We start from the raw sequence: 26,654 nt of genomic DNA, 5'->3' as shown, positions 1-26,654 counted from the left end.
TTCTATACAAACAATATTTTGTGAATATGAAAAAGTGAAAATGATCAATGAACTCATTCAAAAAAAACTCCATGGAGAAGAAATCTAAACTGGTTATTCTGATCTTGCTTAATATGTTAAGCAAAATTCTTGTCATTTTCACTCCATATTGTTTAGAAAGAATGATTGATTCTGCAGTGTCAAAGAGCGTTAGTACTTTTAATTATTATGGAGTGTTAATGTGTATTTTTTCTATTACAAACATTCTGCTGCAAGCTTTTTATTCCTTTCAGCTAGACATGGCTCAGGAAGAAACGACATTAAGTATTAAAGAAAGAATTATTCTAAGTATCCGTGATCAGCCTTTTGATAAGCATAAAAGCCATAATATCTCGTATTATTATCAGAGATTCACGAAAGATTTAGAGGAATGCCGCTTCCTATTCTATGAGAAAGCGGTTACCGAAATCTGCAATATAATTTTTCTGATACTGCTCTTATTAAGAATGTTTTTAATGTCTCCGGAACTGTCGCTGATTATTATAATTCTCATATTCTTTTTCCTTATCCTCAAGAAAATAATGCTTCCCATAATTGAAAAAAGGCAGACGAATACTATTCAGAGCGATGAGAACATGAATTGCTTTTTTGAGGAGTATGTTAGCGGGCAAGAGACGATCCGCAATTATAAAAAAAGCAATAATTTTCTCAATAGGTTCAGTGACAGAAAAATCAGACTTTATAAATCATATAAAGAAAATACAATCATAGAAACTCTTTATGATATTGGCATGATGACATCAGTCTTAACTGCAGCAGATATTCTGATTAATTGGATTGGCGGATATCATATTATTCTGGGAAAAATGACAATTGGGATGTTAACTGCATACACTGTGTATTTCTACAGACTGTGGGATATTGCCAATTCAATAATGTCCTTGCCTAAAAAAACAATAATCGCTAATGTTTCCCTGAAAAGAATAAATGAAATTCTGTACTCGGGTAAGGAAAATTTGCCAAATTCAGAATCGAGATTGCTTCCAGCATTAAAGGCCATCAGATTTGAAAAAATGAGTTATGCGGTTGATTCTCAACTGATTTTTTCGAATTATTCTTCATTAATATCTTTTGGTCAATCAGAAGTCATTGGAATTATCGGAGCGAACGGTTCAGGAAAAAGCACATTAGCTAAGTTAATTAATAAAAGTATAGTTCCGACTTCTGGAAATATTTATTACAACAATATAAAGTATGAAGATATTCCTGAACAGGATATAAAAAGCCGGATTCTTTTAGTTCCTGCAGATAGTTATTTATTTGAAGGTACGATAAGGGACAACATTCTCTTTTTCTCTGAAGGAGAACTTTCTGATAGAGTGAATTCATTGCTTGCGTTAGTTGGGCTAAATGAAGATGAATGCTTGAAACAAAATGGCAGTAATATTTCTAATGGGCAAAAGAAGATCATTGAAATATGCCGCAGCTTTAGCTGCAATCAGGAAATGATAATATATGACGAGCCGACTAACTTTGTGGATGAACGTATTAAAGCAATACTTATCGAATTAATAAAAGATATTGCAAAATCCAGGAAGGTTATTGTAATCACTCATGATCCAGCACTAATACAAAACTGTACAACACTTATTAATTTAAACAAACCGAATGAAATGCTTCATTGAAATGAAATTTTCCAATTTGTTAGACTGCCACTTTTCCAATGAGTAAAACTAGATCGTTTGATTCTTATACTTCCTGCCTCGTTTTTTGGGCGGTTTCAAGCAGTCCCAGTTTCTGAAGGATGTGTCTATCTGGGAAGGGTTCATCTTGATCAGCTGCCATTCTGAAGTGCCTGCGTTCACCTTCTTTGCCCGTGTCAGTACATGCATGATCTTCTTGCAGGTGAGCGTGTCGAACAGTTCTTCTTTTTTAAACCGATTGAGAAGGCGATGGGTAATCACACTGGAAAGGAAGATGCAGAATTCACTTCCGATTACGGAATAATCACTGTGAAGATGTGTTTCATCCAGTTCGCACGCCTGCCTGTAATACAGCGTGATTAGATCGATTATCCACCTGCATGCAAAAGCCTGATAGTCGGTTTCTGCATCCATCTCCAGATCGCTTCCCAGAAGCAGCGTTTCGAACTTCTTCCTGTCTTCTTCATAAGTCTCCTGGCTGTAGTCTTCGGATTTGCTTGTGCTGTGCAGCCGCCCGAATGCTTCCTCATGCGCCTGGGGTAATATCATAGCAGGAGTACAGCAGCTTCTTTTTTCTTACCCGCTTGAAAAGGATTGTTCCATGGCCTTTCAGCTGTCCTTCGTTACGGAGCAGATCGGCTCTTCCTTCTCTAGATCAAATGCATACAGAATACTGATGTCTCTTGTGCCTTTCGTTCTTGCCTTGCTAAAAAAACTGGACACTACATAACCATATTCCAAGAACTTACCGGCAAGTCTGAAAAGCGTCTCGGTACGCTGATTGCGTTAAAGAGCTCTGACCGCTGGTTTTATTCCCGAACGGTTTTTACAACTAACACTGATAATCACAATCATTCTACCTGGAGGGGATTCTTATTTCAGAGCATCCTCTATTTGACGTATGCAAAAAAAGACTGTGCGATCGCACAGTCTTCTGAGTAATGATGATCAGCAGACGTGATGAATCCAGCCTTCCGGAGCTTCGATCGTTCCGCCCTGGATGCCTGTGATGGTTTCGTAGAGCTTTGCCATGACAGGACCTGCATGCTCCATGCCGGAAGGGAAGTCGATGACTTCGTCGTGATCGACGATGCGGCCGACTGGTGAAAGCACTGCTGCAGTTCCGCAGAGTCCGCATTCCTTGAAGCCTTTTACTTCTTCGAATGCGACTTGGCGTTCATCAACTGTCATATGAAGCAGATGCTCTGCGATGTAAACGAAGGAACGTCTGGTGATGGAGGGGAGAATGGAATCAGACTTCGGAACCACCAGACGTCCTTCCTGGTCAACAAACAGGACATTGGAACCACCCGTCTCTTCAACATAGGTTCTGGTTGCCGGATCTAGGTAGAGGTTTTCAGCGAAGCCGGCTGCGTGGGCGAGCACGGAAGCGTGCATGCTCATGGCGTAATTCAAGCCGGCTTTGACTGCACCGGTGCCATGTGGAGCAGCCCGGTCGAAGTCAGACACCTGCAATGCAATCGGGGTTGCACCGCCCTTGTAGTACGGACCAACTGGAGTGCAGAAGAAACGGAATTCATATTCTTCAGCAGGCTTTACGCCGATGACCGGACTTATTGCGAATTCATACGGGCGAAGATAGAGAGATGCCCCGGAGCCATACGGAGGTACCCAGTCGATATTTGCCTTTACTACCTGATCGACTGCGTCCAGGAACTGTTCTTTCGGGAACGGAGGCATCTCGATGCGTTTTGCAGAGTTGTAGATACGTTCAGCATTCAGATCCGGCCGGAAGCAGACAACGGAACCATCTGCCCAGGTATATGCTTTGAGACCTTCAAATACCTGCTGGCAATACTGAAGGATGCCAGCGCATTCGTTCAGCTTTACCGTCGCATCCGCGGTCAGCGTGCCTTTATCCCAGGCACCGTCCTTGAAATGCGAGACATAGCGTGCATCGGTTTTCCGATACTGAAATCCAAGGTTGCTCCAATTCAGATCTTTCTTGCTCATAGTTTCTCCTTCTTAAGCCGTCTGCTTTCTCATCTCATCCTGCTGCTTCGGCTTGAGCAGTGTCTTCATGCAGGTCACTACCACGACAACTGCAAGGATGATCAGGAATACCGCCAGGATCAGCTGCAGGCCGTTGACCAGGAATACTGCTGTGCCATTCATATAAGCCTGGACATTGTTCACAACATTCAGAATGATTGCCGTGAAGGTAACTGCGAGCATGATCACCATCGGTACAAGTACCATTTTATTCTCTCTCTTGGTTGCTTTCAGGAAAACTGCGATGCCAAGCAGAACCAGGGCAGCGAGCATCTGGTTGGCAGCCCCGAACAGTGCCCATACATTCTGATATCCGCCAAGGCATAATGCATAGCCGAGAACCAGCGTGCAGACGGTAGCGACATAGCGGTTCGTGAGGAATTTCTTCCATGCCGGCTGTTCTTCGTCTTCATCCATGAAGAGTTCCTGGAAGCTGAGACGTCCGATTCTTCCGACGGAATCAAGTGTGGACAGAGCGAGGGCAGAGATGCACATCGTCATGAAGACATTTGCAAAGGTTTCCGGGACACCGAGCTGTTCCATGAATCCGGCAACACCTGCAGAGAAGATCTGGAACGGAGTAAGTCCGGAAGGAACCGTTCCGTTGACTGCAACTGCGCCGACAACGATCAGAGAGATGACGCCAAGCAGAGTTTCAGTGAGCATTGCACCATAGCCGACCGGCAGCATGTCTTTTTCATTCGAGATGGTCTTGGAAGAAGTTCCGCTGGAAACCAGGCTGTGGAATCCGGAAACTGCACCGCAGGCGATCGTGACGAACAGCGTCGGGAACATATAGCTCTTGGAACCGGTAGAAGAGGTGAGAACGAATCCGTTGAAGGCATTCAGCTTCATTTCCGGATGGCCTACGACGACCCCGATGACTCCGCCGAGGATCATACCCAGCAGCATGAATGTGGTCATGTAGTCTCTAGGCTGCATCAGAATCCACATCGGAACGACAGCTGCTGCAAACAGATAGACCATCAGGACGAGGTTCCATTGAGAAGCGGTGAGGTAGACCGGAAGCTTCATGCCAAGTGCGAACATCAGAGCGATGAAGACGATGGCGGTGACGAACTTCCAGCGTTCTGTCATCTTCTTGCCAAGTGCTTTCTGCATGAGCCCGAAGACGCAGGCAAAGCCGACGAACAGGAAGGAGATGGTTGCGGCAGCAGCACCATTGAAATTCTGCGTGACGGTGCCATCTGCAGCGGTGACATATCCATTGAACGTGGAAGAAGTCATGGACGTGAAGGCAGCGATGACCAGGCAGCTGAACAGCCAGCAGAATAACGTGAAGAATTTTCTGCCCATCTTGCCGATGTACTGCTCAATAACAAGACCGATGGATTTGCCGTCATTCTTGACTGAAGCAAACAGGGCACCGAAGTCCTGGACTGCACCGAAGAAGACTCCGCCGACCAGCAGCCAGACGAGAACCGGAACCCATCCGAATACTGCCGCAAGGATCGGTCCCTGGACCGGGCCGGCACCGGCGATGGAAGAGAACTGGTGGGTGAATACGGTCAGACGGGAAGACGGAACATAATCCTCGCCGTCGTTATGGACGACGGCCGGTGTCGGTGCTTTCGGGTCAACGCCCCATTTTTTCGCGAGCCACTTACCATAGAAGGTGTATCCGCAGAGAAGTACTGCAACTGCAAAGACTAAGATCACAAGACTGTTCATGACAGTTCCCCTTTCTTGAGAAATGAAATGGAGATCGTGTAAACAAAAACGCTTTCGAAATCGGCACATTTCTGTGCGCAAAGACGAAAGCGTTCAGCTCTTCCGCGGTACCACTTTGCATTCCATGGGTTTTACATGGCACTTTTACCTGTCTATCAACAGGCTCCTGGATAACGGCCGGATGCCGGCAACGCCTACTTTGTTCGGGCTGCTGCTCGCAGAGGATACTTACAGTCGCTCTCCATACGGTTTCTCACCTGACTACCGTTCTCTGTTATGGATCAGAAGACTGCAGCGTGTTCTGTTCGTCGCATTTCATTTCTGATAGTTCAGATGATACTCATGGTGATGAAACGAGTCAACGGATTCTTACACTATTTTTCATGAAATGAAATTTTCAGCATGAAAAAGATGGAAAATATTTCACGAAACTGTTTTCTGGGTGCGGACACTTCCGAAGAGATGTCCAGAAGTTCGGCCCTGTACAGAAGGACTACATGCTATTCTGAAAGCAGAATGGATGGAAAAAGATCATATGAACAAGAAACATCAGATAGGAGTTCTGCGCCTTCTTGGAAGGATTGTGCTGGTTCTCGTGCTGATCATTGCCTGTCTGTTTGCCTGGCTGACGATCGCGGAATACCAGCCGGAAGCACAGGAAACGCTGGAAACAGCAGGAGAGGCATCGCAATCGATCGAAGCCGGAAGCACGCTGAGGGTGGTGACATGGAATTGCGGCTATGGAGCCCTGGGATCGAATGCGGACTTCTTCATGGATGGAGGAACAAGCGTATTCCCTTCTGACAAAGAGCGGGTTCAGGAAAATCTGGAAGGAATTGCGGATACGCTGAAGAATCTGGATGCGGATTTCATGATCCTTCAGGAAGTGGATCGCAATTCTGCTCGGTCCTATTCGATCAATGAGGAGGAATACCTGAGAGAGCAGCTCGGAAATCCGATTTCTGACTTTGCCTATAATTATAAAGTTCCGTTTATTCCCTACCCGATTCCGCCGATGGGAAAAGTCGAGAGCGGGATTCTGTCGATGTCTGCTTCAGAAATCACTTCTGCAGTGAGGCATCAGCTGCCGGTTCCGTTTTCCTGGCCGGAGCGGCTCGGCAATCTGAAGCGGTGTGCAGTCGTGAATACGATTCCGATTTCCGGAAGCACGCATAGTCTGGTCTTGGTGAACCTGCATCTGGAAGCGTATGACGATGGCGAGGGGAAAGCGGCTCAGACAGCAATGCTGAAGGAAATCCTGGAAGAACAGTATGAAGCCGGAAACTATGTGATTGCCGGAGGAGATTTCAATCAGACGTTCTCTTCGGCAGATCTTTCTGCTTATCCCTTGAAAGAGGGGATGTGGAAGCCTGGTATCATCGAGGCTTCTGATTTTGATGAAGGGTGGCAGCTGTGCATGGATCCATCCGTGCCGACCTGCCGTTCGCTGGACAAGGCTCTCGATGGAGCTGATGTGAATGAGTTTCAGTTCTATGTGATTGATGGGTTCATCGTCTCCCCGAATGTCACGGTTCATGCATGTCATACGGAGGATGCAGGCTTTCAGAATACGGATCATAATCCGGTGATCCTGGATTTTACATTAAACTGACAATCTGTTTCTTGAATTTGACTTGGTTCGAGTATATCCTACCTTTGACAAAGGAAAGAGAGGTGGTTTCTGCATGGCTGGCGGTGAGTCGGGTCGAATAAGCAATACATGCAGAAACCGCCTTTTATTAGGGTAAAGACCGTCGGTTTCTGTCTGAAAGAAAAGAGGAACGGAATATGGCAGAAAATACCGAACAGGAAGTAAATCAGGAAACCCATCATAATTACTCAGAAGACATTCTGAAGATTATCTGCAGCAATCTCCCGGAAGATGAAATCCGGGATAAGCTGGATGAATATCATGAAAACGACATCGCTGATGTTCTTCCTCAGCTGACGAAGGAAGAACGCATCCATCTGCTTGAGATCCTCGGAGCAGATCGTATTGCCGAAGTCATGGAATACGTGGACAATGCGGATGATTACCTGAAGGAACTCGATGATGCCAGAGCAGCGGATATTCTGGCTGGCATGGAAAGCGATGAAGCAGTCGACCTGCTGAAGGAATGCGGACCGGATTATGCAGACCGCGTTCTCAGCAAGATGCCTCCGGAAACCGGGGCACAGCTCAGGCGGATGGCGGCATATGATGAAGATGTCATCGGATCCCGCATGACTACGAACTTCGTCTCCGTATACATGCATATGAGCGTGCCGGAAGCGATGAAGTCAGTCATTGCCCAGGCGGCAGATCATGATAATATTGCTGAGATCTTCGTCGTCGATGAGCGTAAGAACTATCGTGGTGAAATTGATCTCAAGGATCTGATCATTGCCCGCAAGGATACGAGTCTGGAAGATATTACCGTGACAGCCTTCCCGTCTGTCTATGCAGATGAGAAGATTGCAGATTGCCTGTCTTCAATCCAGGATTATGGTGAAGAGGCAATTCCGGTTCTTTCTCGAAAGAATACGATTCTTGGTGCTGTGACCGCAGCGGATCTCGCTGAAGTCGTCGATGATGAGATGAGCGATGACTACGCGAAACTCGGCGGTCTCTCAGAAGAAGAAGATCTGAATGAGCCGGTCATGGTTTCCGTGAAGAAGCGGTTGCCGTGGCTGATTCTGCTGTGTGTGCTCGGCATTCTGGTGTCTACGGTTGTCTCTCTGTTTGAAACCGTGGTAGTGACTTTGCCGGTAATCATGGCATTCCAGTCGATGATTCTTGATATGTCCGGAAATGTCGGTACGCAATCCCTGGCCGTGACCATCCGGGTGCTGATGGATGAGAATCTCTCTCATAAAGAAAAGAACAAGTTCATCCGGAAGGAGATGACGACCGGATTCATCAATGGTCTCATCACCGGATTGTTTGCATTCGTATTTGTCGGAGTATATCTGATGCTGCTGAAGAAGATGCCGGCAGGACAATCGTTTCTGATCTCGCTATGCATCGGGGCTTCGCTGCTGGTTGCGATGGTGATCAGTTCCGGAGTGGGTACTTCGGTGCCGATGTTCTTCAAGAAGATCGGGGTTGATCCGGCAGTTGCGTCCGGACCGCTGATCACGACCATCACAGATCTGGTCGGTGTGGTATGCTTTTATGGACTGGCATGGATTCTCTTAATTGAAACATTCCATCTGGGCTGATCATCAAGAGGTGGGAAATGAAACTCAAAGCATCAATCATGGACGAAGCGCAGCTGGAACGTTCCATGGCACGCATTGCGCATGAAATCATTGAAAAGAATAACGGAGCAGAAGGAATCTGCCTGTTAGGCATCAAGCGCAGAGGTATTCCGCTTGCGGAAATGCTGCAGGCAAATATCAGGAAGTTCGAAGGAATTGAAGTTCCGATGGGACATGTGGATATTTCGCTGTATCGGGATGATCTGTCTGAACTTGGCGATATGCCGAAGACCAGCGATTGTCTGATTCCGGTTGACCTGAAAGACTACACGGTTGTCCTGGTAGATGATGTCCTGTATACCGGACGGACCTGCCGGGCAGCAATTGATGCCGTATTCCAGCATGGCAGACCGAAAGCGATCCAGTTTGCAGTGCTGATTGACCGAGGCCATCGGGAACTGCCGATCCGGCCGGATTATGTCGGCAAGAATATTCCGACGAGCAGGAATGAAATGGTTTCAGTGCTTGTCAGCCCGATTGACGGCAGGTACGGTGCTGAACTGTACGAAATATAAAAACGATGCTGGCTATGAATGGCTTTTCTTCCATCTGCGGGAGAAGAGCCTTTTTCATTCATATAATGATATGATGGACTCAGAGAGATGAGAGTTTCATGTTCGCAATGGAACATCTCTTCCGAGGGGATGCAGATGGGAAAGAATAAGAAGTCAGATGGTTTTCTTGGGCTGAAATGGACTGAAAGGCAGCTTTCGCAGCTGGAAAATGAAATAGCAGCAGAAAATCAGAAGAATCTTGTGATGGTTTCTCAGATTTCTGTTTTCTATGCTGCGGCTCTGCTGATCATCTCGTTTTTTGAACAGAACTCCGTCCTGCGTGATTCGAGAATAGCCGTCAGCATCCTTCTGGCTGTTTCCCTGCTTGTGCATGTGTATGCTCAGAAACTTTCTGCCGGAAAGCTGAAGCAGGTGTTCCTGGCCTGCTATGTGCTGCTGACGGCTCTGCTGGTGACTGGTACGCTGCTTGGAACGGCTTACAGTCCGGATGATCCGGCGGTGTCATTCGGGGCGGTCGTGCTGTCGGCTCCTCTGTTTTTTTCCGGATCGTCCTTCCAGAACCATGAAGTGCATCGGCATCAATCTGGCATTCTTCATTCTGATGGCAGTCCGGTTTGATCATTCAGATATGGTGCGCACCGATATTCTGAACTCCATCCTGTTCTCTGTGTGCAGCTTTTTTTCCAGTGCGTATCTGAGCAGGTCATTTGCAAGAAAGATGCTTTATGAGAAAGAACTGTTTCTGGTCGGAGACATGGATCTTCTGACCGGACTGAAGAGCAGGTATTCTTATCAGAAGGCTTTAGGAGTGCTGCCAGGGCAGTATCAGGAAAAGCTTGCCTGTGTCTATGCGGATGCCGATGGGCTTCATGAGATCAATGAGCAGAAAGGGCATGATGCCGGCGACCAGATGCTCAAGAGCATCGCTGCAGCAGTCCGCGAAGAGTTCGGGGATGAGCTGACCTTCCGGATCGGGGGAGATGAATTCATAGCGTTTGCAATCGATCTTCCGGAAGAAGAAGTGATCAGAAGAACGGAGCAGATGAAGAAGCTTGCCGAAGAAGATTCCTATCATGTGTCTGCCGGATACGCGATGGCTGGAAAAGAAAATCCGGATCTCAACGATCTTGTGCGGAGAGCAGAGACGGGGATGTATGAAGACAAGCGCCAGTATTATCTTCTGTCAGGCAAGGAATGGAGAGATAATCGCGATTCCCTGGAGCGTATTGCGCAGACCGAGAGCTGGACCGAAGAGGAACATGACGGTCTGACGAAGCTTCTGACCAGAGATGCGTTCGGAAGAATGGGGGAAACTCTTCTGAAGAAAGAGCCTCCGAAGAAGTATCATGTCATATATTTCAATATCGAGCATTTCAAGCTCTTCAACACGACGTGCGGGAGAGATGCCGGCGATGGACTGATTCTGTATCTTGCCAGGCTGCTGAGGTATCAGTGGCCGAAGGCACTGATCTGCCGGATTACTGCAGATCATTTTGCGGTGATGACAGATCAGGCAGAGGATCTGGAGTCCTCGATTATGCGGCTTCACCGGGAGGTTTCTCATTATCAGAATCAGTTCGTCCTGGAGCTGAAAGCAGGAATCTGCCGGGTGGAACCTGGCATGGAGATTCTGACGGCAATTGATAATGCTCATCTCTCGGAAACATCGCTGCGTGATCGGAATGATCAGGTCTTCTGCTGGTATGATCGTTCGGAGATTCAGCGGATGCTTGCCCGCAAGAAGATTATTGATACGCTTCCGGATGCGATCAGGGAGGGGAAGCTTGTGGCTTATTACCAGCCGCAGATCCGCCTGCTGACGGGCAAGCTGTGCGGAGCAGAGGCACTTTGCCGCTGGCGCGGAGAGGATTATTCGGTTCTGCTTCCGGAAACATTCATTGATGTGCTGGAGAATGCGAGAATCATCCACCTGCTGGATCTGCATATCTGCGAGTGTGCATGCAGAGATATTGAGAATCTGAAGAAGAAAGGGGCCCGGACGGTGCCGGTTTCGATCAATCTGTCCCGGTTTGATTTCCAGCTCTGCGATATTTTTCAGGGTGTGGATGAAATCGTGAAGAAACACGGACTGACGGCTGCAGATCTTGAAATTGAAGTGACGGAGTCGGCGTTTGCGGAGTCCTATGACGCGATGAAGGAATCGCTTCAGAAGTTCCGCAGAGCAGGATACCGGATCTGGATGGATGACTTCGGCAGCGGCTATTCTTCGATGAATGTCCTGAAGGAAGTAGACTTCGATGTGCTGAAGATTGATATGAAGTTTCTGCGCTCCCTGTCGGATGAAAAGCTCCGGAAACGGGCAGAGACGATTATCACTTCGACGATTGATATGGCAAAGAGGCTTGGCATCGAGACGCTGTGCGAAGGCGCGGAGACTGCCGAGCATATCGCCTTTCTGAAGGAGGTCGGCTGCGAGATGGTTCAGGGATACTATTATTCCAGACCAGTTCCGCTGGAAGAATTCCTGCAGAAGGGGTTTTCTATGGAAACTATGGAAGAAGCAAGATACGGAAGTGTTGCCGGAAGAATCAATCTGCTGTCCGGAGAGGAGTCTGCCTCCGAAGGAGATGGCTGGTATTATGCGATTCCGAGAGGCCTGTTTGAGATCAGAACGGATCACATCAAGTGTCTTGCCTGCAACCGTTCGTTCAATGATTATCTCCATTCCCTGGAAGCTGGAGATGCTGGCACGGCTGAAGAATTGCTGAATCAGAATTATGCTGGTATCGGCGATCAGTATCGGCGGGCGGCAGATCTTGCCAGAAGAAGCGGAAAGCCGGTGAAGTTCGATACGGTCATCAATGGCGAATACTGCACGCATCGGCTTCGGCTGGTGGCAGTCAATCAGGAATCAGGTGCGATGACGGTTCTGGTGGCTTCGCTGAACCTCAGCGGTTTTGCAAATTCAGGCAGGCAGGAAGAACAGGATAAGGCGCTGAGATCGATTGTCGCCATGTTTGATCGGATTGATCTGCTTGATTATGAAAGCGGCAGGGTGAAGACGATCCATCAGACCGGAGGAAATCTGAATAATATCACTCAGGAAGGAAACCTCTCTGATGCAGTCAGGGCATATGCAGAAGCTAATGTATCCATGGAAGACAGGCAGAGGTTTGAAAACTATTATCTCTGGGAGAATGTTGAGGCTGATCTTTCCGATGGGAGAAATCCGTGCCGGATTCTGGACTTCCATGGGGAAACCCGGAATGGAATCGGAGAGTCTTATGCGTTCCAGATTCCGGTCCTCGCACCAGGACATCAGATCATTCTTTCTGCATTGATGATGGCACCAGTAAGCTCCGGAATGCCGAAGGCGATCACTGCCGAAGAAGCTTCTTCTCTGCGTGCAGAAACACAATCTGCGGAGCGCACACTTCCGATTGCAACGGATTCCATTCTGAACAGCCTGCTGAAGCTGCTGCCGGTCGGAACGTTCTGGAAAGACCGCGACCGGAGGTTCCTCGGCGTCAATCAGGCATTTCTGAATTTCTATGGCATGAAGAGCGTGGATGAAGTGCTTGGCAAGACAGATGAGGATCTCGGCTGGCATACCGATCCGGATCCGTACCGGAATGATGAGATCCGGGTGATCCGTGATGGGGTCAGCGTTCATGACGTGCCAGGCACCTGCATCGTGCAGGGGGAAGAACATGAGATTGCCTGCACCAAGGGACCGATTGTCCAGGATGGAGAGATCAGCGGCCTCACCGGGTGGTTCATCGATCTGACAGAAGAAGAGAAGAAGCACGGACTTCTGAATTCTGCTGCCAGCGGTTCTCAGGAAAAGCCATCGATTTCCAGGTATATCGAGGCAAGTCAGAAACGCGGCATCGATTTTGCGATGATCTTGGTGAAGATTGAAAATCTCTCTGAACTGAAGAAGAAGTTCGGACCGGAAGAAACAGAAGCACTGCTCAGGACTGCGGGAGAGAATCTGGCAGAAACCTGCGGCAGAAACAATGTGCTGCTTCGTTCCGGAAATGGCAGTTTCATGATTCTGTCTCAGCTGATCAATCCGGATTCTGCAGATACAGTGCGCAGGAAGATCACGGTCTGCTTTGCGGGCATCCGTACCAGACAGGGACAGAAGGCCCGCTTCAATGCGACCGTGGAAACGACGATGTATTCGAGTCTAAGAGCAGTGATCGCAAAACCGGAGAATACTTCCCGGAATTGAGAATCCTGAATCAGCCTTCCGGATACCTGCTGGAAGGCTTTTTCATTCATCTCGATTTTCTTTCCCGTTGAATGATCGGAAAAAGAACATGGCATAATGGGCCCATGTACTTAAACAGATGAGGTGAATCTATGACAGCTCCGGGCGAGATCAGGAAACTCTCTGAAGAGATCAGAAAGTCAGCGGAGCTTCTGACAGTATTGGGCGATGAGATGCGGCAGCATCTGATCCTGGTGATGATGGAAAGCGGCATGCGGGTCAATGACATCGCTGCGAAGACTTCTCTCTCGCGGCCGGCAGTCTCGCATCATCTTCAGATACTGAAAGATGCGGGCATCATCCGGGTGCGCAGAGAAGGAACGAATAATTACTACTATTCTGACGCGGATGCAGAAGCGATGAATCAGCTCATCGGCATGCTGAAACATGCACAGCAGATCATGAGCGAGCTGCCGGATCGGAGCGGTAATGATTAAGGTTTATGTGCTTGCGTGCGGAAGCACGATAGTTGATGAGGCATTGCCGTTTTCAGATCGTTCCCGCAATCCGCTTGCTTTCACGGGTCTGTTCCGCGGAAAGACACATCAGTGTTCGGTGCCGGTGAGAGCTTATCTGATGAACATCTGCAGGGAAAGATTCTGATCGACACGGGCTGGGACAATGCCATCCGTCAAGATGCAAGGGCTTATGAAGGCTTCTTCAATTACTTTGCATCATCGGGATTACTGCCGGATGGCGAAGGAATCATCGATCAGCTGGCTTTGTATGGATTCAGTACGGATGACCTGGATTACTGTCCGCTGGCGCATCTGGATATTGATCATGCCGGCGGGATCGATGAGGTGCGCAATGCAGGACATGTCATGTGCAGCCAGGCAGAATGGAAGGCGGCGCAGAAGCGGAATCCGAGGTATCTGAAGCGGTTATGGAAGAATGTGCGTATGGAGACCTTCCCGGATCAGGAATATGACTTTTTTCAGGATGGAACGCTGACCACAATTCCGATGCATGGACATTCCGCTGGCATGACAGCCTTCCGGATCGGCAAGCCGGATCATTATGTGCTGATTGCCGGAGATGCAGGCTACGGGCGGGCTTCTTCTGAAAGACAGGTGCTGCCGGGAGCAGAGTGGAATCGGAAAGAAGAAGCAGAAACTCTGAAGAAATTAAGAGACTACGCACTGGATCCGCATTGTGATGCAGTGCTGATGACACACGATACAGAACAGTCGCAGAAGACATTTATCCTGGAGCAGGAGGAAATAGACTATGGATCTCAAGCAGGCAATGGAAACAAGACATGCGGTCAGAGCATTTACGGATCAGCCCCTGGCAGAAGAGGCAGTAAAAGAACTGAAGCAGGAAACAGAACAGCTCAATCTGGAAAGCGGGCTGCATATTCAGCTGGTCACCGATGAACCGGAAGCGTTTGACGCAGGCAAGCCTCATTACGGAAGCTTCAGCGGCTGCCGGAATTACTTCGTGCTGGCGGGCCCGAGCGGCAAAGACGAGGAGATCGGGTACTATGGAGAAAGACTTGTTCTGAAGGCACAGCAGCTTGGTATCAATTCCTGCTGGGTTGCGATGACTTACCGGAAAGGCAAGGCAGAGGGCGACATCAGAACCGGAGAAAAGCGGTATATGGTCATTGCACTGGGTTATGGAAAGACCCAGGGAACTGCGCATAAGCAGAAGAAGCTCACAGACATCAGCGATTGGAAAGAGGGCGATCCGGACTGGTACCTGAATGGCATCAAGGCGGCTCTCTTAGCGCCGATTGCGATCAATCAGCAGAAGTACTATCTGGAGCGGCATGGCGACCATGTTCATGCAAAAGCAGGACTTGGCTTCTATACGAAAACAGATCTCGGCATCGTCAAGTATCATTTTAAAGCTGGTTCCGGAAAAGACCATTCGGTCTGGGAGTAAATCTTGCCGGCCACGTCTCCGGAAGGCATCTGCATGCATGAAATACTGCAGAAAAGATGAGCCGATTCATGATTTTATTCAGAATCTCCATCTAGTATGATGATAATCAGGAAGGAAGTTCTTTTTTATGGTCAGATACGGAATCATCGGAGCAGGAAAGATTGCTCATCGGTTTGCAGACTCCCTCAGCAGGGAAGGCGATGAACTCTATGCGATCAGCGGACGCAGCATCAGGAAGATGGAAGCATTTGCCAAGGAACACCCATGTCAGAAAGTTTATCTGTCGCATGAAGAACTGATAGAAGATCCTGAGGTTGAAGCAGTGTATCTTTCCCTGCCGAATTTCATGCATGCAGAATGGGCATGCAAGGCAATGCGTCATGGAAAGGCAGTGCTCTGCGAGAAGCCAGCCGCATTGAACGAAGCAGAGATGAATGAGATCAGATCAGTTTCTGAAGAGTCCCATATGCTTTTCATGGAAGCGATGAAGAACCGTTTCACACCTGCATTTCACAGGGCGGTTTGGCTGCTGGACTCCGGTGCGATCGGAGAACTGAAGTCCATTCTCGTGCGGAATGGCTTCGTACTGGCGAAGGAGAGATACGGAACGAGCTATATCACGAACCCAGAACAGGGCGGAGGATGTCTTCTTGATATTGGCTGCTATGGGGTGAGCTGGCTTCAGAAGTATCTGGGAAATGATCTTCGGATCATCAGGACTGAAATTCGTCGTGGTCCATCAGAAATGTATGTCAATTCCAGAATGGAAGGAAACGGGATCGATGGTCAGCTGATCGTCGCCTTCGATCAGAGCATTCCTTCTCAGGCGGTATTTACGGGAACTTCCGGGATTCTTGAGGTCTTCCCGATGCATCGGCCGGATCATATCCGCCTGAATACAGCGAAAGGCACATGGGAAGAATCCATTCCCTATGAAGGAGATGACTTCAGCGGAGAAATCCGTCACTTCGATCGGCTGATTGCAGAGAAAGCATCCGGCAGTGATCAGATGTCTCTGGATGATTCGATTGCCTGCGCCAGAATCCTGGACCGCATCCGTGCATCTTTCCCGGAATGATCTGAATTTAGTTTTTTCTGAAATCTGTATCAGGCAATTTCCGGTGAAATCGATCATACTTCTGCGGGAGGCGATAAGTACGAGCTTCTGGATGATATCTTCCAGGACGAAATCCGTGGGATCTCTGAAGAGATGGAACGCATGCAGAAAAAGAATAATCCGGAAGATGATCCCATCCGGGGATGCTGCAATCTGATGGCTGCTTTTCTTTGCGGAGGAATGTGGGATTTCATCCGGGTATGCAAGGAAAAAGGCATGGGCCGTGAGGAGGTTCTGCAGGAAGCAGCGAAAATGATGACTGCGATCCTCCACAGCAGAGCATTCCCTCTCAATTTATGAGGAAGATGGATCCGTTTCTTTCCGCATGTTAAGATGAACCCATGAAACGTGTTTTTTGTGTACTGGTGATGATTCTGTTGGCGGTATCAGGGATTGTTCCGGTATCTGCGGAAGAAGAAAGCAAGGTATTGGATCTTTCTTCGCGTCTTACATGCATCGATGGAGACTGGCTGTTTGCGTATGGAGAACAGGCAGGCGGAGAGGATATTCAGCTGGATGATTCCGGATGGGAGGAATTGTCGCTTCCGCATGACTGGTCGATCTCGATGGATTATTCTGAAGACTGCGAAGCGGAGAGCGGCTTTCTTCCAGGCGGCACGGGCTGGTACCGGAAGAAGTTCATTCTGCCGGAATCTCTTTCAGGGAAACGGATTTCCGTGATCTTTGATGGCGCTTATCAGCGTGCTGAAGTATATCTCAATGGTCATAAGCTCGGGGAGCATCCGGATGGATACACTTCCTTCTCCTTTGATCTCACAGCATACCTGGCTGTGGATGGAAAGACCGAGAATGTGCTGGCAGTCAGAGTGGAAAATCAGCAGCCGAATAGCCGATGGTATACCGGCAGCGGCATTTATCGCGATGTATGGCTGAAAGTGACGGATCCTGTCCGGATTGACGAAGAAGGAACTGTGATCTCATATGATCCGGATGCCCTGAAAGAAACAGGGAATACCGAGGTGTCTGCTTCCATCGTGCTTCAGAATGAAACAGATACAGAGCAGTCTGCTTCAGTTATGAGCGTGATGGCAGATCCGGAAGGGGCGGTCTATGGAGAAGCGGTTTCTTCACAGGTGACGATTCCTGCCCGGGGACAGGCAGAACTTGTTCAGACCATTGCGATCAGTGATCCGGATCTCTGGTCAGTATCAGATCCGGAACAGTATACCTGGAAGATCACAATCAATTCTTCCTATGAAGATGAAGTTTCGATCCCGTTCGGATTCCGCTATGCAGAATGGGATCCGGATCATGGGTTTTCTCTGAATGGAGAAGCGATGAAGCTGAAGGGCGTATGCCTGCATCAGGATTACGGGGCACTTGGCACTGCCTGCTATGAAGCTGCTGTAGAACGGCAGCTGAATAAGCTGAAAGAAATGGGAGTCAATGCCATCCGATCTGCTCATAATCCAGCAGGCAGAATTCTCCGGGAGCTCTGTGCAGAAAAGGGCTTTCTTCTGCTTGAAGAAGGGTTTGATACCTACCTCTATCCGAAGAACGGAAATACCTATGACGGCAGCAGCTGGTTTACAGAAACGGTGGGATCAGACAATGAGATTGAAGGGGCCTATGCAGAAGAGACCTGGGCGGAATATGTGGCTCGGAAGATGGTCCGGGAATCACGCAATAATCCTGCCGTGATCATGTATTCGATCGGAAATGAACTGCTTGGCAATATCGGCGGAGATCCTTCAGAATACCCGAAGTATGCATCAGAGATCATTTCCTGGATCCGGGATGAAGATCCTTCGGCGGTTGTGACCATCGGCGACAACATGGCCGGAAAAGACAATGCGACGCAGAATGCGATAGACCAGGAGATCATAGATGCAAAGGGTGCGGTCGGCCTGAACTATGCGACTGCAGAGGTCTATGACGACATGCATGAAGCTTATCCGGACTGGTGTTTCTATGGGTCTGAGACCGCAAGTGCGCTGAATACAAGAGGCTGGTATTCCAGCAAGGGAATTGATGAGAAGAATCTTCAGGTCAGTGCGTATGACCATGCCCATGTGGAATGGGGCAGCACAGCGGAAGAAGCCTGGAAGAATGTGATTGAACGAGATTATCTGGCTGGGGAATTCATCTGGACCGGCTGGGATTACCTCGGAGAACCGGAACCATGGAACGGGCTTGGAGCAGGGTCGGTGACTGGTCAGGGACCCAGGCCGAAGTCTTCTTATTTCGGGGTTATCGATACGGCAGGATTTGAGAAAGATTCTTATTACTTCTATCAGAGTCAGTGGAATGATTCTGTGACCACGCTGCATATTCTTCCTGACTGGAATCGGGAAGATCTTAAGAAAGACTGGCTTGGCAGAGTGACGGTTGCTGTATACAGCAATGCAGCAAGCGTGGAGCTGTTCTGCAATGGAAAGTCATTAGGCAGAAAGTATTTCACGAAACAGACGACGGATGATGGATATACGTATCAGACGTATAAAGGGAGTCTGTATCTGACCTGGAAGATCTGGTATCGTTCCGGAGAGCTTTCGGCAAAGGCTTATGATGAAGATGGCAATGTGATCACGGATACAGTCGGACGCAGCCGTGTGGTGACGTCGGGTGAACCTGCAAAGATCGTGCTTACCTCAGAGGAGAGCGTACTGACTGCGGATGGAAAGGATCTTGCGTTTGTGACCGCAGAGATCCAGGACGCGGATGGCAATCCGGTATACGGAGCAGCCAGGCAGCTTTCCTTCACGCTGAATGGGAACGGGATCATTGCCGGAGCGGACAATGGTGATCCGACGGATCTTTCTTCTTATCAGGGCACTGATGAGACGCATGCGGCCAGGAGCACCTTTTCGGGAAAAGCACTGATCATCATTCAGTCCGGAACAAAGAGCGGAACACTGACTCTTTCTGCCGAAGGGGAGGGACTGGAATCGGATACGATAGAGCTGAAGGCGGTATCCGCAAAGCAGGAACCTTTCTGAAGAGAGAGGGTTGCTTTTCTGATGCTTTCCTGGAGGATGAACCATATCCGGCAAGTGCATTCCGGCCTGTTATTGACAGATGTTCATCCCGGGAGCTATAGTACTCAAGGCTAATAAAGTTAGTCTTAGCTAAGAAGGGGAAACTATGACAACATTGCGAGATCTGAAAGCCGGAGAATCTGCGGTCATCACGAAAGTCGGCGGAGAAGGCGAACTGCGCCAGCATTTTCTGGATATGGGGGTCATTCCGGGAAATACCGTGACGATGAAGAAACTTGCTCCGATGGGTGATCCGATGGAGCTTCGCATCGACAGCTATGAGCTGACCCTGCGGCTGGCTGATGCAGAGAAGATTGAAGTGCTTCCGGTCAAGGATATCGATGAGACGCCTTGTCCTAGGGTTGAGCAGCTCGAACCGATTGATCATCCGGGTCTTGGCGAAGGCGGGAAATATCATGACCGTGCTAATGAGCATCCGCTTCCGGAAGGAGAGAAGCTGACGTTTGCGCTGGCCGGAAATCAGAATTCAGGCAAGACGACTTTGTTCAATCAGCTGACTGGTTCCAATCAGCATGTAGGCAATTTTCCTGGTGTCACAGTGGACCGCAAGAGCGGTGTCATTCGTGGCTATCCGAATACGGAAGTCACTGATCTTCCGGGGATCTATTCCCTGTCCCCGTATACGAGCGAAGAGATCGTTTCCCGGCAGTTCATTCTGAATGAGAAGCCGAAAGCAATTATCAATATCGTGGATGCGACTGCGATTGAACGCAATCTTTATCTGACCATGCAGCTGCTGGAGCTTGATGTGCCGGTAGTAGTGGCGGTGAATATGATGGATGAGATGCGCGGAAATGGCGGCTCGATCCGCATCAACGAGATGGAGCGCCTGCTTGGCGTTCCGGTAGTTCCGATCTCTGCTGCAAAGAACGAAGGCATCGAAGAACTTGTGCGCCATGCAGTGCATATTGCAAAGTACCAGGAAAAACCTCTGGTCCAGGATTTCTGTGATGTGAACGATCATCACGGAGCCGTTCACCGGGCAATGCATGGCATCATGGATCTGATTGAAGACCATGCTGCTAGGGCAGGCATTCCGCTGCGCTTTGCGGCTTCCAAGCTGATTGAGGGCGATCATTTGGTCATCGATGCCCTGCAGCTGGAAGAGAACGAAAAAGAGATGGTGGAGCACATCGTGAAGCAGATGGAAGAAGAACGCGGTCTTGACCGCAGTGCTGCCATCGCAGATATGCGCTTTTCCTTCATCCGGAAGCTCTGTGCAAAGACGGTAGTGAAACCGCGGGAATCCAAGGAGCACCAGCGCAGTGAGAAGATCGACCGCATCCTGACCGGAAGGTATACCGCAATTCCTGCCTTCATCGTGATCATGGGACTGGTGTTCTATCTGACCTTCAACGTAATCGGTCTTGCCCTTCAGAATCTGGTTGCGGCAGGAGTGAGTGCACTGACCTCAGTCACAGATCAGGCATTGACTGCAGCCCAGGTGAATCCGGCTCTGCATTCGCTGATCATCGACGGCATCTTCAATGGTGTCGGGGCAGTGCTTGCCTTCATTCCGATCATCGTCGTTCTGTTCTTCTTTCTTTCCATTCTTGAAGACAGCGGCTATATGGCCCGCATTGCCTTCGTCATGGATAAGCCTCTGAGAAAGATCGGTCTCTCCGGCCGCAGTATCGTTCCGATGCTGGTAGGCTTCGGATGCACGGTTCCGGCTGTCATGAGTTCCCGCACGCTTCCTTCTGACCGAGACCGGAAGATGACAATTCTTCTGACGCCGTTCATGAGCTGCTCGACGAAGATTACGATCTATACGTATTTCACGAATGTCTTTTTTCCGCATACGGGCTGGCTGGTGATGATTCTGCTTTATGTCATCGGCATCCTGATCGGCATTCTGACTGCAGTCATCATGAAGAAGACTGCCTTCCGCGGAGAAGCAGTCCCGTTTGTGATGGAGCTTCCGAACTACCGCATGCCGAGCCCGAAGAATGTCGGCCAGCTGCTCTGGGAGAAAGCAGAAGACTTCCTGCAGAGAGCATTCACGGTCATCTTCGCGGCAACGATTGTCGTCTGGTTCCTCCGTTCGTTCGATCTTCACTTCAACCTCGTGACGGATTCCAGCGCAAGCATGCTTGCTTCAGCTGCTGGCTTCATCGCTCCGATCTTCAAGCCGCTGGGCTTCGGAGACTGGCGGATCTCAACGGCTCTGATCACCGGCTTCATGGCGAAGGAATCCGTAGTTGCAACGCTGCAGGTTCTGATCGGCAATACTGCTGAACTGATGCAGATCCTCACTCCGCTTTCCTGCATATCTCTGCTGGTCTTCTGCCTGCTGTATACGCCATGCATTGCGGCAATCGCTGCAGTCAGAAGAGAACTTGGCGGCAAGTGGGCGTTTGGCATCGTCGTCTTCCAGTGCCTGGTTGCCTGGCTCTTTGCCTGGGTGACCTATGCAGGAGGAACACTGCTGTCACTGTGACGGAATCAGGGATCTCCTTGCCGGATGATCCGGCTGGTTTGCGCTATAATGAATCCCATCCATGAAGAGAACATTCAGTATTCTGATCGGAGGGATGGAAACCCCGGTAATCGTTACAACAAAAAGGATCCGGAATATGTATCTCCGGGTGAATCCGGATGGCAGCCTTGCAGTATCCTGCGGAAGCTGGGTCACGGATGAGGAGATCCGCAGATTCATCTGGTCACGGGAAACCTGGGTGCTGAAGACTCAGCTGAGCCAGCAGCGTACGGAGTTCATCAACCGGGAAGGCACAGAGGGTCCGGTGATCTGGTGGATGGGCGAGAAGAAGTATGCCCGCTATCTGGAAGGAAAACAAGACTCGTGCAGCGTGGATGGCGAACTCATCACCTTTGTTCTAAGAGAAGAGACGGATGAGCGGATCACGAAAGCATTCCGGGCTGCTGCCAATCAGGAACTTGAACGCAGAGTGCAGGGACTGAGAGGGCAATGGGATTCTCTGATCTGCATGGCCAATGGCCTTCCGGTTCCGGAAATCCGCTATCGTTTCATGACGAGCCGGTGGGGGGTATGCTACCCTGCGGAAGGCAGGATCACTCTGAGCACCAGACTGATCCATTATCCCGAAGAAGCACTGGAGTATGTCCTCCTTCATGAATATGTTCATTTTCTGATACGGGATCACTCGAAGCGATTCTATGCGATCGTGGAACATTACATGCCTGCGTATCAGGCATACAGCGCACTGCTGAAATAGAGGCTTATATGAACGAAACATCAATTGCTGAATTCGGCTCAACGATCTTTGAATCCGGTTTTCTGAACTTTCTGATCAGTTCTGCGGTGAGCTGGGCGTTTGCGGTATTTCTTGTCAAGCTCATATACCGGGGAATGAAAAAGACGGAAAAAATCCGCGGCAAAGCGGCGACGACAAGCCTTTCATTCGGAATCAATGTGATGCGGGTGGTGATCTATACCATCGCTGCGTTCATCACTCTCAGCATGATCAAGCCGCTGGCCTTCATCGGAAAGACAGCCCTTGGTGCGACTTCAATCATCGCGGTCATTTCCGGCTTAGCTGCACAGGAAACGTTCGGAAACTTCGTGGCAGGAGCAGTGATTGCGATCGTGCAGCCATTCCAGATCGGCGATGTGGTTTCGATTCCCTCGCAGTCAATTACCGGAACAGTTGCGGAAGTCACCATGCGCCATGTGGTTCTTCTGACGTATGACAATACGAGAGTCCTGATTCCGAACAGTACCATGAACAGTGCGGTTGTCGAAGACAAGCGCAATGGCAGTGAAGTCATCACACCCCTGATCACCGTCTCGGTTGCCTATGGAACTGATATTGATCTGGCATGCAGGCTGATCAATGAAATTGCACTGAAGGAACCGGACTTCATCGATCAGAGAACGGAAAAAGATCATGAAGATGGTGTTCCTGCGGTAAAGGTAGCAGTTACCGAATTCCAGGACAGCGGCATCGAACTGAGCTTCCGGGTCGCAGCCATGGATTCTGGCAAAGCATACTGGCTGGCCAGCAATATCCGTAAGGAGATTCTGAAAAAATTTGATGAGAATCAGATCGTGATACCGTATCCGACCAGAACGATTCTGAAGGGATGAAAGCACTTTCATCCCTTTTCCATAGTTTGTAAAATTCTTCCTCAGTTTCCATAAAGAACCGGTTGAAGAAAAAGTTTCTTCTGTTAGTATAAGGGTAGAAGTATTCTTATCAGAACGGAGTGAACTTATCATGATCCCTATGGAAGCTGGAGCTTATTTTCATGCACAGGAAAATGCTCATGGAGTTGCAGAAACCGATGGGGTTGTGGTGCGTAATCTGATCATTTTTGAGATGGACTGAGCAGGTCCATCTTTTTTATCGGATCCGTTCGAATCCAGAAAAGAGGAGGTAATTCAATATGGATCAGGTGAATCAGGAATTCTTCGACGCAGCAGCCAGAGGAGACTTTGAGAAAGTCTGCGCCATGGTTTCCAAAGGCGCGAATGTCAATGTCACCAATGGTGATGGACGCACGGCACTGATGCGCAGTGCAAAGCGCGGCTATACGGATATTGTCCGGTTCCTCATTGATAATGGTGCCGATGCGAGAGCCAGGGACAAGAATAACAAGACTGCATTGATGGGGGCCGCAAAGAAAGGCCATCTTGATATCTGCAAGATGCTGGAACATGCCGGTGCTGATGTCAATGCCCATGATAATAAAGGACGTACTTCTCTGATGCGGGCAGCTCTGCTTGGCGAAGCAGATGTCGTGAACTATCTGATCGGCAAGGGTGCCGATGTCAATGCAAGAGATGAACAGGGAAGAACTGCTCTGATGGAAGCAGTGAATGCATACAAACAGGATGTCATCAGTGCGCTGATCGATGCCGGCGCAGATATCAATGCAGGTGACAACCGCGGCTGCACGGCGCTGATGCGGGCTGCGTACATCGGCTATCCGGAGCTGGTGAAGTACCTGCTGAGCAAAGGTGCAGATAAGAATCAGAAAGACTATGACGGAAATCTTCCGATTCATTACGTGCGCAAGGAATGCCTTGCGGACCTGAAAGGTCTTCTGAAGGCGGAGGAGTGAAGAGATGAAAGACTATCTTGCTTCGGCGGTACGCAATGTCACAGTGCTGGGCCATTCCGGGGCCGGCAAGAGTTCTGTGATCGAGGCTTGTCTCTATTTCACGAAGGCAATTGACCGCTATGGAAAAAATAATGACGGAACAACAGTTCTGAACTTCGATCCGGAAGAAGGCAAGCGCGGTACTTCGTGCTATTGCCATCTGGCACCGGTCGAGTGGAAAGACAAGAAGATCAACTTCATCGATACGCCAGGCTACATGGACTATGAAGGAGAAGAAGTTACCGGGCTCACCGTTGGCGACAATGCGCTGATTGTCGTCAGTGCGAAAGACGGCGTAGAGGCTGGCACAGAGCGGGCATGGAAGAATGCAGTGCTCCGCCGCAAGCTGCCTACGATCTTCTTCGTGAACAAGCTGGATGATGACAATGCGGATTTCTCGAAGACCGTGGATGAGCTGCGTGAGAAGTTCGGCAAGTCCGTCATTCTGTTCGAGCTTCCGATCATCAAGGACCGCAAGGTCATCGGGTCTGTCAATATTCTTCGCAAGAAAGCATGGTACTATGACAAGCGCGATGTTGCCCAGGAAGTTCCGGATGAACTGAAAGACAAAGTCGAGGAATACTATCAGGAACTGGCAGAGGCCATTGCGATGACGGATGATGAACTCATGGAGAAGTTCTTCTCCGGAGAAGAGTTCGACCAGCATGAGCTTGCCAAAGGCCTTAGAATCGGCGTGAGATCCGGTGATATCCGGCCGGTCTACTGCGGCAGTGCTGAGCTTCAGACCGGAATTGAGCGTCTGCTTGATCTGATCACGGAATACTTCCCGAGCTATGCCGAGAAGGGACATGTGCATGCCCTCAATGCAAAGGGTGAGACGATTGACATGGAGACGAATGAGAATGAAGCACTTTCTGCATTCGTATTCAAGACGATCATCGATCCGTTTGTCGGAAAGATCTCTTATCTGAAAGTGATGAGCGGTGTTCTGAATTCTGATTCTCAGGTCTGCAATGCGCAGAAAGACATCACTGAGAAAGTAGCTCAGGTTTATGTCGTCAACGGCAAGTATCAGCTGGGTGTCGGCAAGCTGTTTACCGGCGATATCGGCTGCGTCGTCAAGCTCTCGCAGACGCAGACGAACGATACGCTGTGCACGCTGTCGAAGGTGGTGCATTATCCGCCGATCGACTTCCCGAAGCCGATGCTTGGCTATGCAATCTGGCCGAAGACCAAGGCAGACGAAGACAAGATGTCCGTCGGCATCCGCAACATGTGCGAGGAAGATCATACGATCCGCCTGGACAAGAATGCGGAGACGCATGAACAGGTGCTTTATGGCATGGGTGATCAGCATATCGATCTGATCCTTTCCAAGCTGAAGTCCAAGTATAAGGTTGATGTTACGACCTCAGTTCCTACCGTTCAGTATCGGGAAACGATCCGCGGCAAAGCCGAAGCCCAGGGCAAGTACAAGAAGCAGAATGGCGGTGCTGGCCAGTATGGCGATGTATGGGTCCGCTTCGAACCGTGCGACAGCGAGGAAATGGTATTTGCAGAAGAAGTATTCGGCGGTGCTGTTCCGAAGCAGTACTTCCCTCCGACCGAGCAGGGACTCAGAGACTGCATGCAGCATGGTCCGCTGGCTGGCTTCAAGGTTGTCGGTGTCAAGGCGACGCTCTATGATGGATCGTATCATCCGGTAGATTCCAAGGAAGTGGCTTTCAAAGAAGCCGCAAGGCTTGCTTACAATGCGGCGATGCCGAAGGCAGATCCGGTTCTGCTGGAACCGATCTGCAAAGTCACGACGATCGCACCAGAAGAATATACCGGCACGCTGATGGGCGACTTCACGAAGCGCAGAGGTCTGATCCTGGATATGCAGATGAATGAAGACGGCGATCAGGTCATCTCGGCAGAAGTGCCGATGGCAGAAATGCTGACATATGCCAATGAGCTGCGTTCAATGACACAGGGACGCGGAACATACACGCTCGAGTTTGACCGCTACCAGGCAGCTCCGAAAGAAGTAGCTGAAAAAGTCATCGCGGCTCAGAAAGCAAAGAATCAGAAATAGCAGTAAAGAGAAGCAGGAGCAGTCCTGCTTTTCATATGGCTTCTTAAGAATTCCGTTTTTTCTGAATCAGGCAAAGAGTACATGCGTTCAGGTATCTGCTTTTTTGCAAGGATCCCGTAGGAAGA

The 26,654-nt window shown here is 49.4% G+C and carries 20 protein-coding genes and 1 pseudogene; 18 read left to right on the top strand and 3 right to left on the bottom strand.

The features are described 5' to 3' along the window. Positions 1-71: 71 nt before the first annotated feature. Positions 72-1,664, top strand: a complete 1,593-nt coding sequence (locus tag C7E00_RS11885; protein ID WP_167836583.1) for an ABC transporter ATP-binding protein — start codon at positions 72-74, stop codon at positions 1,662-1,664. A 48-nt stretch (positions 1,665-1,712) separates the two neighbouring features. Here the strand turns inward: C7E00_RS11885 and C7E00_RS11880 are convergent, their stop codons facing one another. From C7E00_RS11880 to C7E00_RS11870, 3 genes are all read right to left on the bottom strand, one after another. Continuing rightward, positions 1,713-2,231 carry a hypothetical protein gene (locus C7E00_RS11880; RefSeq protein WP_105304467.1) on the bottom strand — a complete coding sequence of 173 codons (519 nt, stop codon included), beginning with the start codon at positions 2,229-2,231 and terminating at the stop codon, positions 1,713-1,715. 399 nt (positions 2,232-2,630) lie between these two features. Next, the gene (locus C7E00_RS11875; RefSeq protein WP_105304466.1) at positions 2,631-3,656 is read right to left on the bottom strand and encodes a branched-chain amino acid aminotransferase; all 1,026 of its coding nucleotides are present in this window, start codon (positions 3,654-3,656) and stop codon (positions 2,631-2,633) included. 12 nt (positions 3,657-3,668) lie between these two features. Then, on the bottom strand, positions 3,669-5,387 hold the full coding sequence (locus C7E00_RS11870; protein WP_105304465.1) for a carbon starvation CstA family protein: 1,719 nt from the start codon (positions 5,385-5,387) through the stop codon (positions 3,669-3,671). A gap of 535 nt (positions 5,388-5,922) precedes the next feature. Here C7E00_RS11870 and C7E00_RS11865 point away from each other — a divergent pair. The 17 genes and pseudogenes from C7E00_RS11865 to C7E00_RS11795 all read left to right on the top strand — a co-directional run bounded on the left by C7E00_RS11865 (position 5,923) and on the right by C7E00_RS11795 (position 26,529). Then, positions 5,923-6,999 carry an endonuclease/exonuclease/phosphatase family protein gene (locus C7E00_RS11865; protein ID WP_105304951.1) on the top strand — a complete coding sequence of 359 codons (1,077 nt, stop codon included), beginning with the start codon at positions 5,923-5,925 and terminating at the stop codon, positions 6,997-6,999. Positions 7,000-7,175: 176 nt separating this feature from the next. Continuing rightward, complete coding sequence (gene mgtE, locus C7E00_RS11860) at positions 7,176-8,588, top strand: magnesium transporter (protein ID WP_105304464.1); 1,413 nt, start codon at positions 7,176-7,178, stop codon at positions 8,586-8,588. A 17-nt stretch (positions 8,589-8,605) separates the two neighbouring features. Next, positions 8,606-9,142 (top strand): bifunctional pyr operon transcriptional regulator/uracil phosphoribosyltransferase PyrR, encoded by a 537-nt coding sequence (pyrR, locus tag C7E00_RS11855; RefSeq protein WP_105304463.1) that lies wholly within the window; start codon positions 8,606-8,608, stop codon positions 9,140-9,142. A 135-nt stretch (positions 9,143-9,277) separates the two neighbouring features. Then, positions 9,278-9,760, top strand: coding sequence for a hypothetical protein (locus C7E00_RS16245; RefSeq protein ID WP_167836582.1), 483 nt, complete (start codon positions 9,278-9,280; stop codon positions 9,758-9,760). Continuing rightward, positions 9,705-13,340 (top strand): EAL domain-containing protein, encoded by a 3,636-nt coding sequence (locus tag C7E00_RS11850; RefSeq protein ID WP_167836581.1) that lies wholly within the window; start codon positions 9,705-9,707, stop codon positions 13,338-13,340. Before C7E00_RS16245 ends, C7E00_RS11850 begins: the two co-directional genes overlap by 56 nt. A gap of 131 nt (positions 13,341-13,471) precedes the next feature. Continuing rightward, the gene (locus C7E00_RS11845) at positions 13,472-13,816 is read left to right on the top strand and encodes an ArsR/SmtB family transcription factor (protein WP_105304461.1); all 345 of its coding nucleotides are present in this window, start codon (positions 13,472-13,474) and stop codon (positions 13,814-13,816) included. Continuing rightward, positions 13,809-13,982, top strand: a complete 174-nt coding sequence (locus tag C7E00_RS16240; RefSeq protein WP_167836580.1) for a hypothetical protein — start codon at positions 13,809-13,811, stop codon at positions 13,980-13,982. Before C7E00_RS11845 ends, C7E00_RS16240 begins: the two co-directional genes overlap by 8 nt. After that, positions 13,928-14,449, top strand: a pseudogene (locus tag C7E00_RS16535) (MBL fold metallo-hydrolase); the annotation flags it as partial. The gene C7E00_RS16240 and the pseudogene C7E00_RS16535, both read left to right, overlap by 55 nt. A 160-nt stretch (positions 14,450-14,609) precedes the next feature. Beyond that, positions 14,610-15,269 (top strand): nitroreductase family protein, encoded by a 660-nt coding sequence (locus tag C7E00_RS16530; protein WP_105304459.1) that lies wholly within the window; start codon positions 14,610-14,612, stop codon positions 15,267-15,269. Between the two features lie 127 nt (positions 15,270-15,396). Further along, entirely contained in the window at positions 15,397-16,347 is a 951-nt protein-coding gene (locus C7E00_RS11830) for a Gfo/Idh/MocA family protein (protein WP_105304458.1), read from the top strand. 141 nt (positions 16,348-16,488) lie between these two features. After that, positions 16,489-16,686, top strand: coding sequence for a hypothetical protein (locus C7E00_RS11825; RefSeq protein ID WP_105304457.1), 198 nt, complete (start codon positions 16,489-16,491; stop codon positions 16,684-16,686). A gap of 41 nt (positions 16,687-16,727) precedes the next feature. Beyond that, positions 16,728-19,346 carry a glycoside hydrolase family 2 TIM barrel-domain containing protein gene (locus C7E00_RS11820; RefSeq protein WP_105304456.1) on the top strand — a complete coding sequence of 873 codons (2,619 nt, stop codon included), beginning with the start codon at positions 16,728-16,730 and terminating at the stop codon, positions 19,344-19,346. 145 nt (positions 19,347-19,491) lie between these two features. Further along, positions 19,492-21,846, top strand: a complete 2,355-nt coding sequence (gene feoB, locus C7E00_RS11815) for a ferrous iron transport protein B (RefSeq protein ID WP_105304455.1) — start codon at positions 19,492-19,494, stop codon at positions 21,844-21,846. A 61-nt stretch (positions 21,847-21,907) separates the two neighbouring features. Further along, complete coding sequence (locus C7E00_RS11810; RefSeq protein ID WP_105304454.1) at positions 21,908-22,603, top strand: M48 family metallopeptidase; 696 nt, start codon at positions 21,908-21,910, stop codon at positions 22,601-22,603. An 8-nt stretch (positions 22,604-22,611) separates the two neighbouring features. Then, positions 22,612-23,475: a mechanosensitive ion channel family protein gene (locus C7E00_RS11805; RefSeq protein ID WP_105304453.1), complete on the top strand. Its 864-nt coding sequence runs from the start codon at positions 22,612-22,614 to the stop codon at positions 23,473-23,475. 299 nt (positions 23,476-23,774) lie between these two features. Beyond that, positions 23,775-24,452, top strand: coding sequence for an ankyrin repeat domain-containing protein (locus C7E00_RS11800; RefSeq protein ID WP_105304452.1), 678 nt, complete (start codon positions 23,775-23,777; stop codon positions 24,450-24,452). 4 nt (positions 24,453-24,456) lie between these two features. Further along, on the top strand, positions 24,457-26,529 hold the full coding sequence (locus C7E00_RS11795) for an elongation factor G (RefSeq protein ID WP_105304451.1): 2,073 nt from the start codon (positions 24,457-24,459) through the stop codon (positions 26,527-26,529). The last annotated feature ends 125 nt before the right edge of the window (positions 26,530-26,654 follow it).

The sequence above is a fragment of the Anaerolactibacter massiliensis genome (assembly GCF_900290205.1).
Taxonomy (GTDB): domain Bacteria; phylum Bacillota_I; class Bacilli_A; order Erysipelotrichales; family Erysipelotrichaceae; genus Bulleidia; species Bulleidia intestinalis.
The sequence above is the reverse complement of the archived record's forward strand: the minus strand, read 5'-3'. Positions and strand labels throughout refer to the sequence as shown.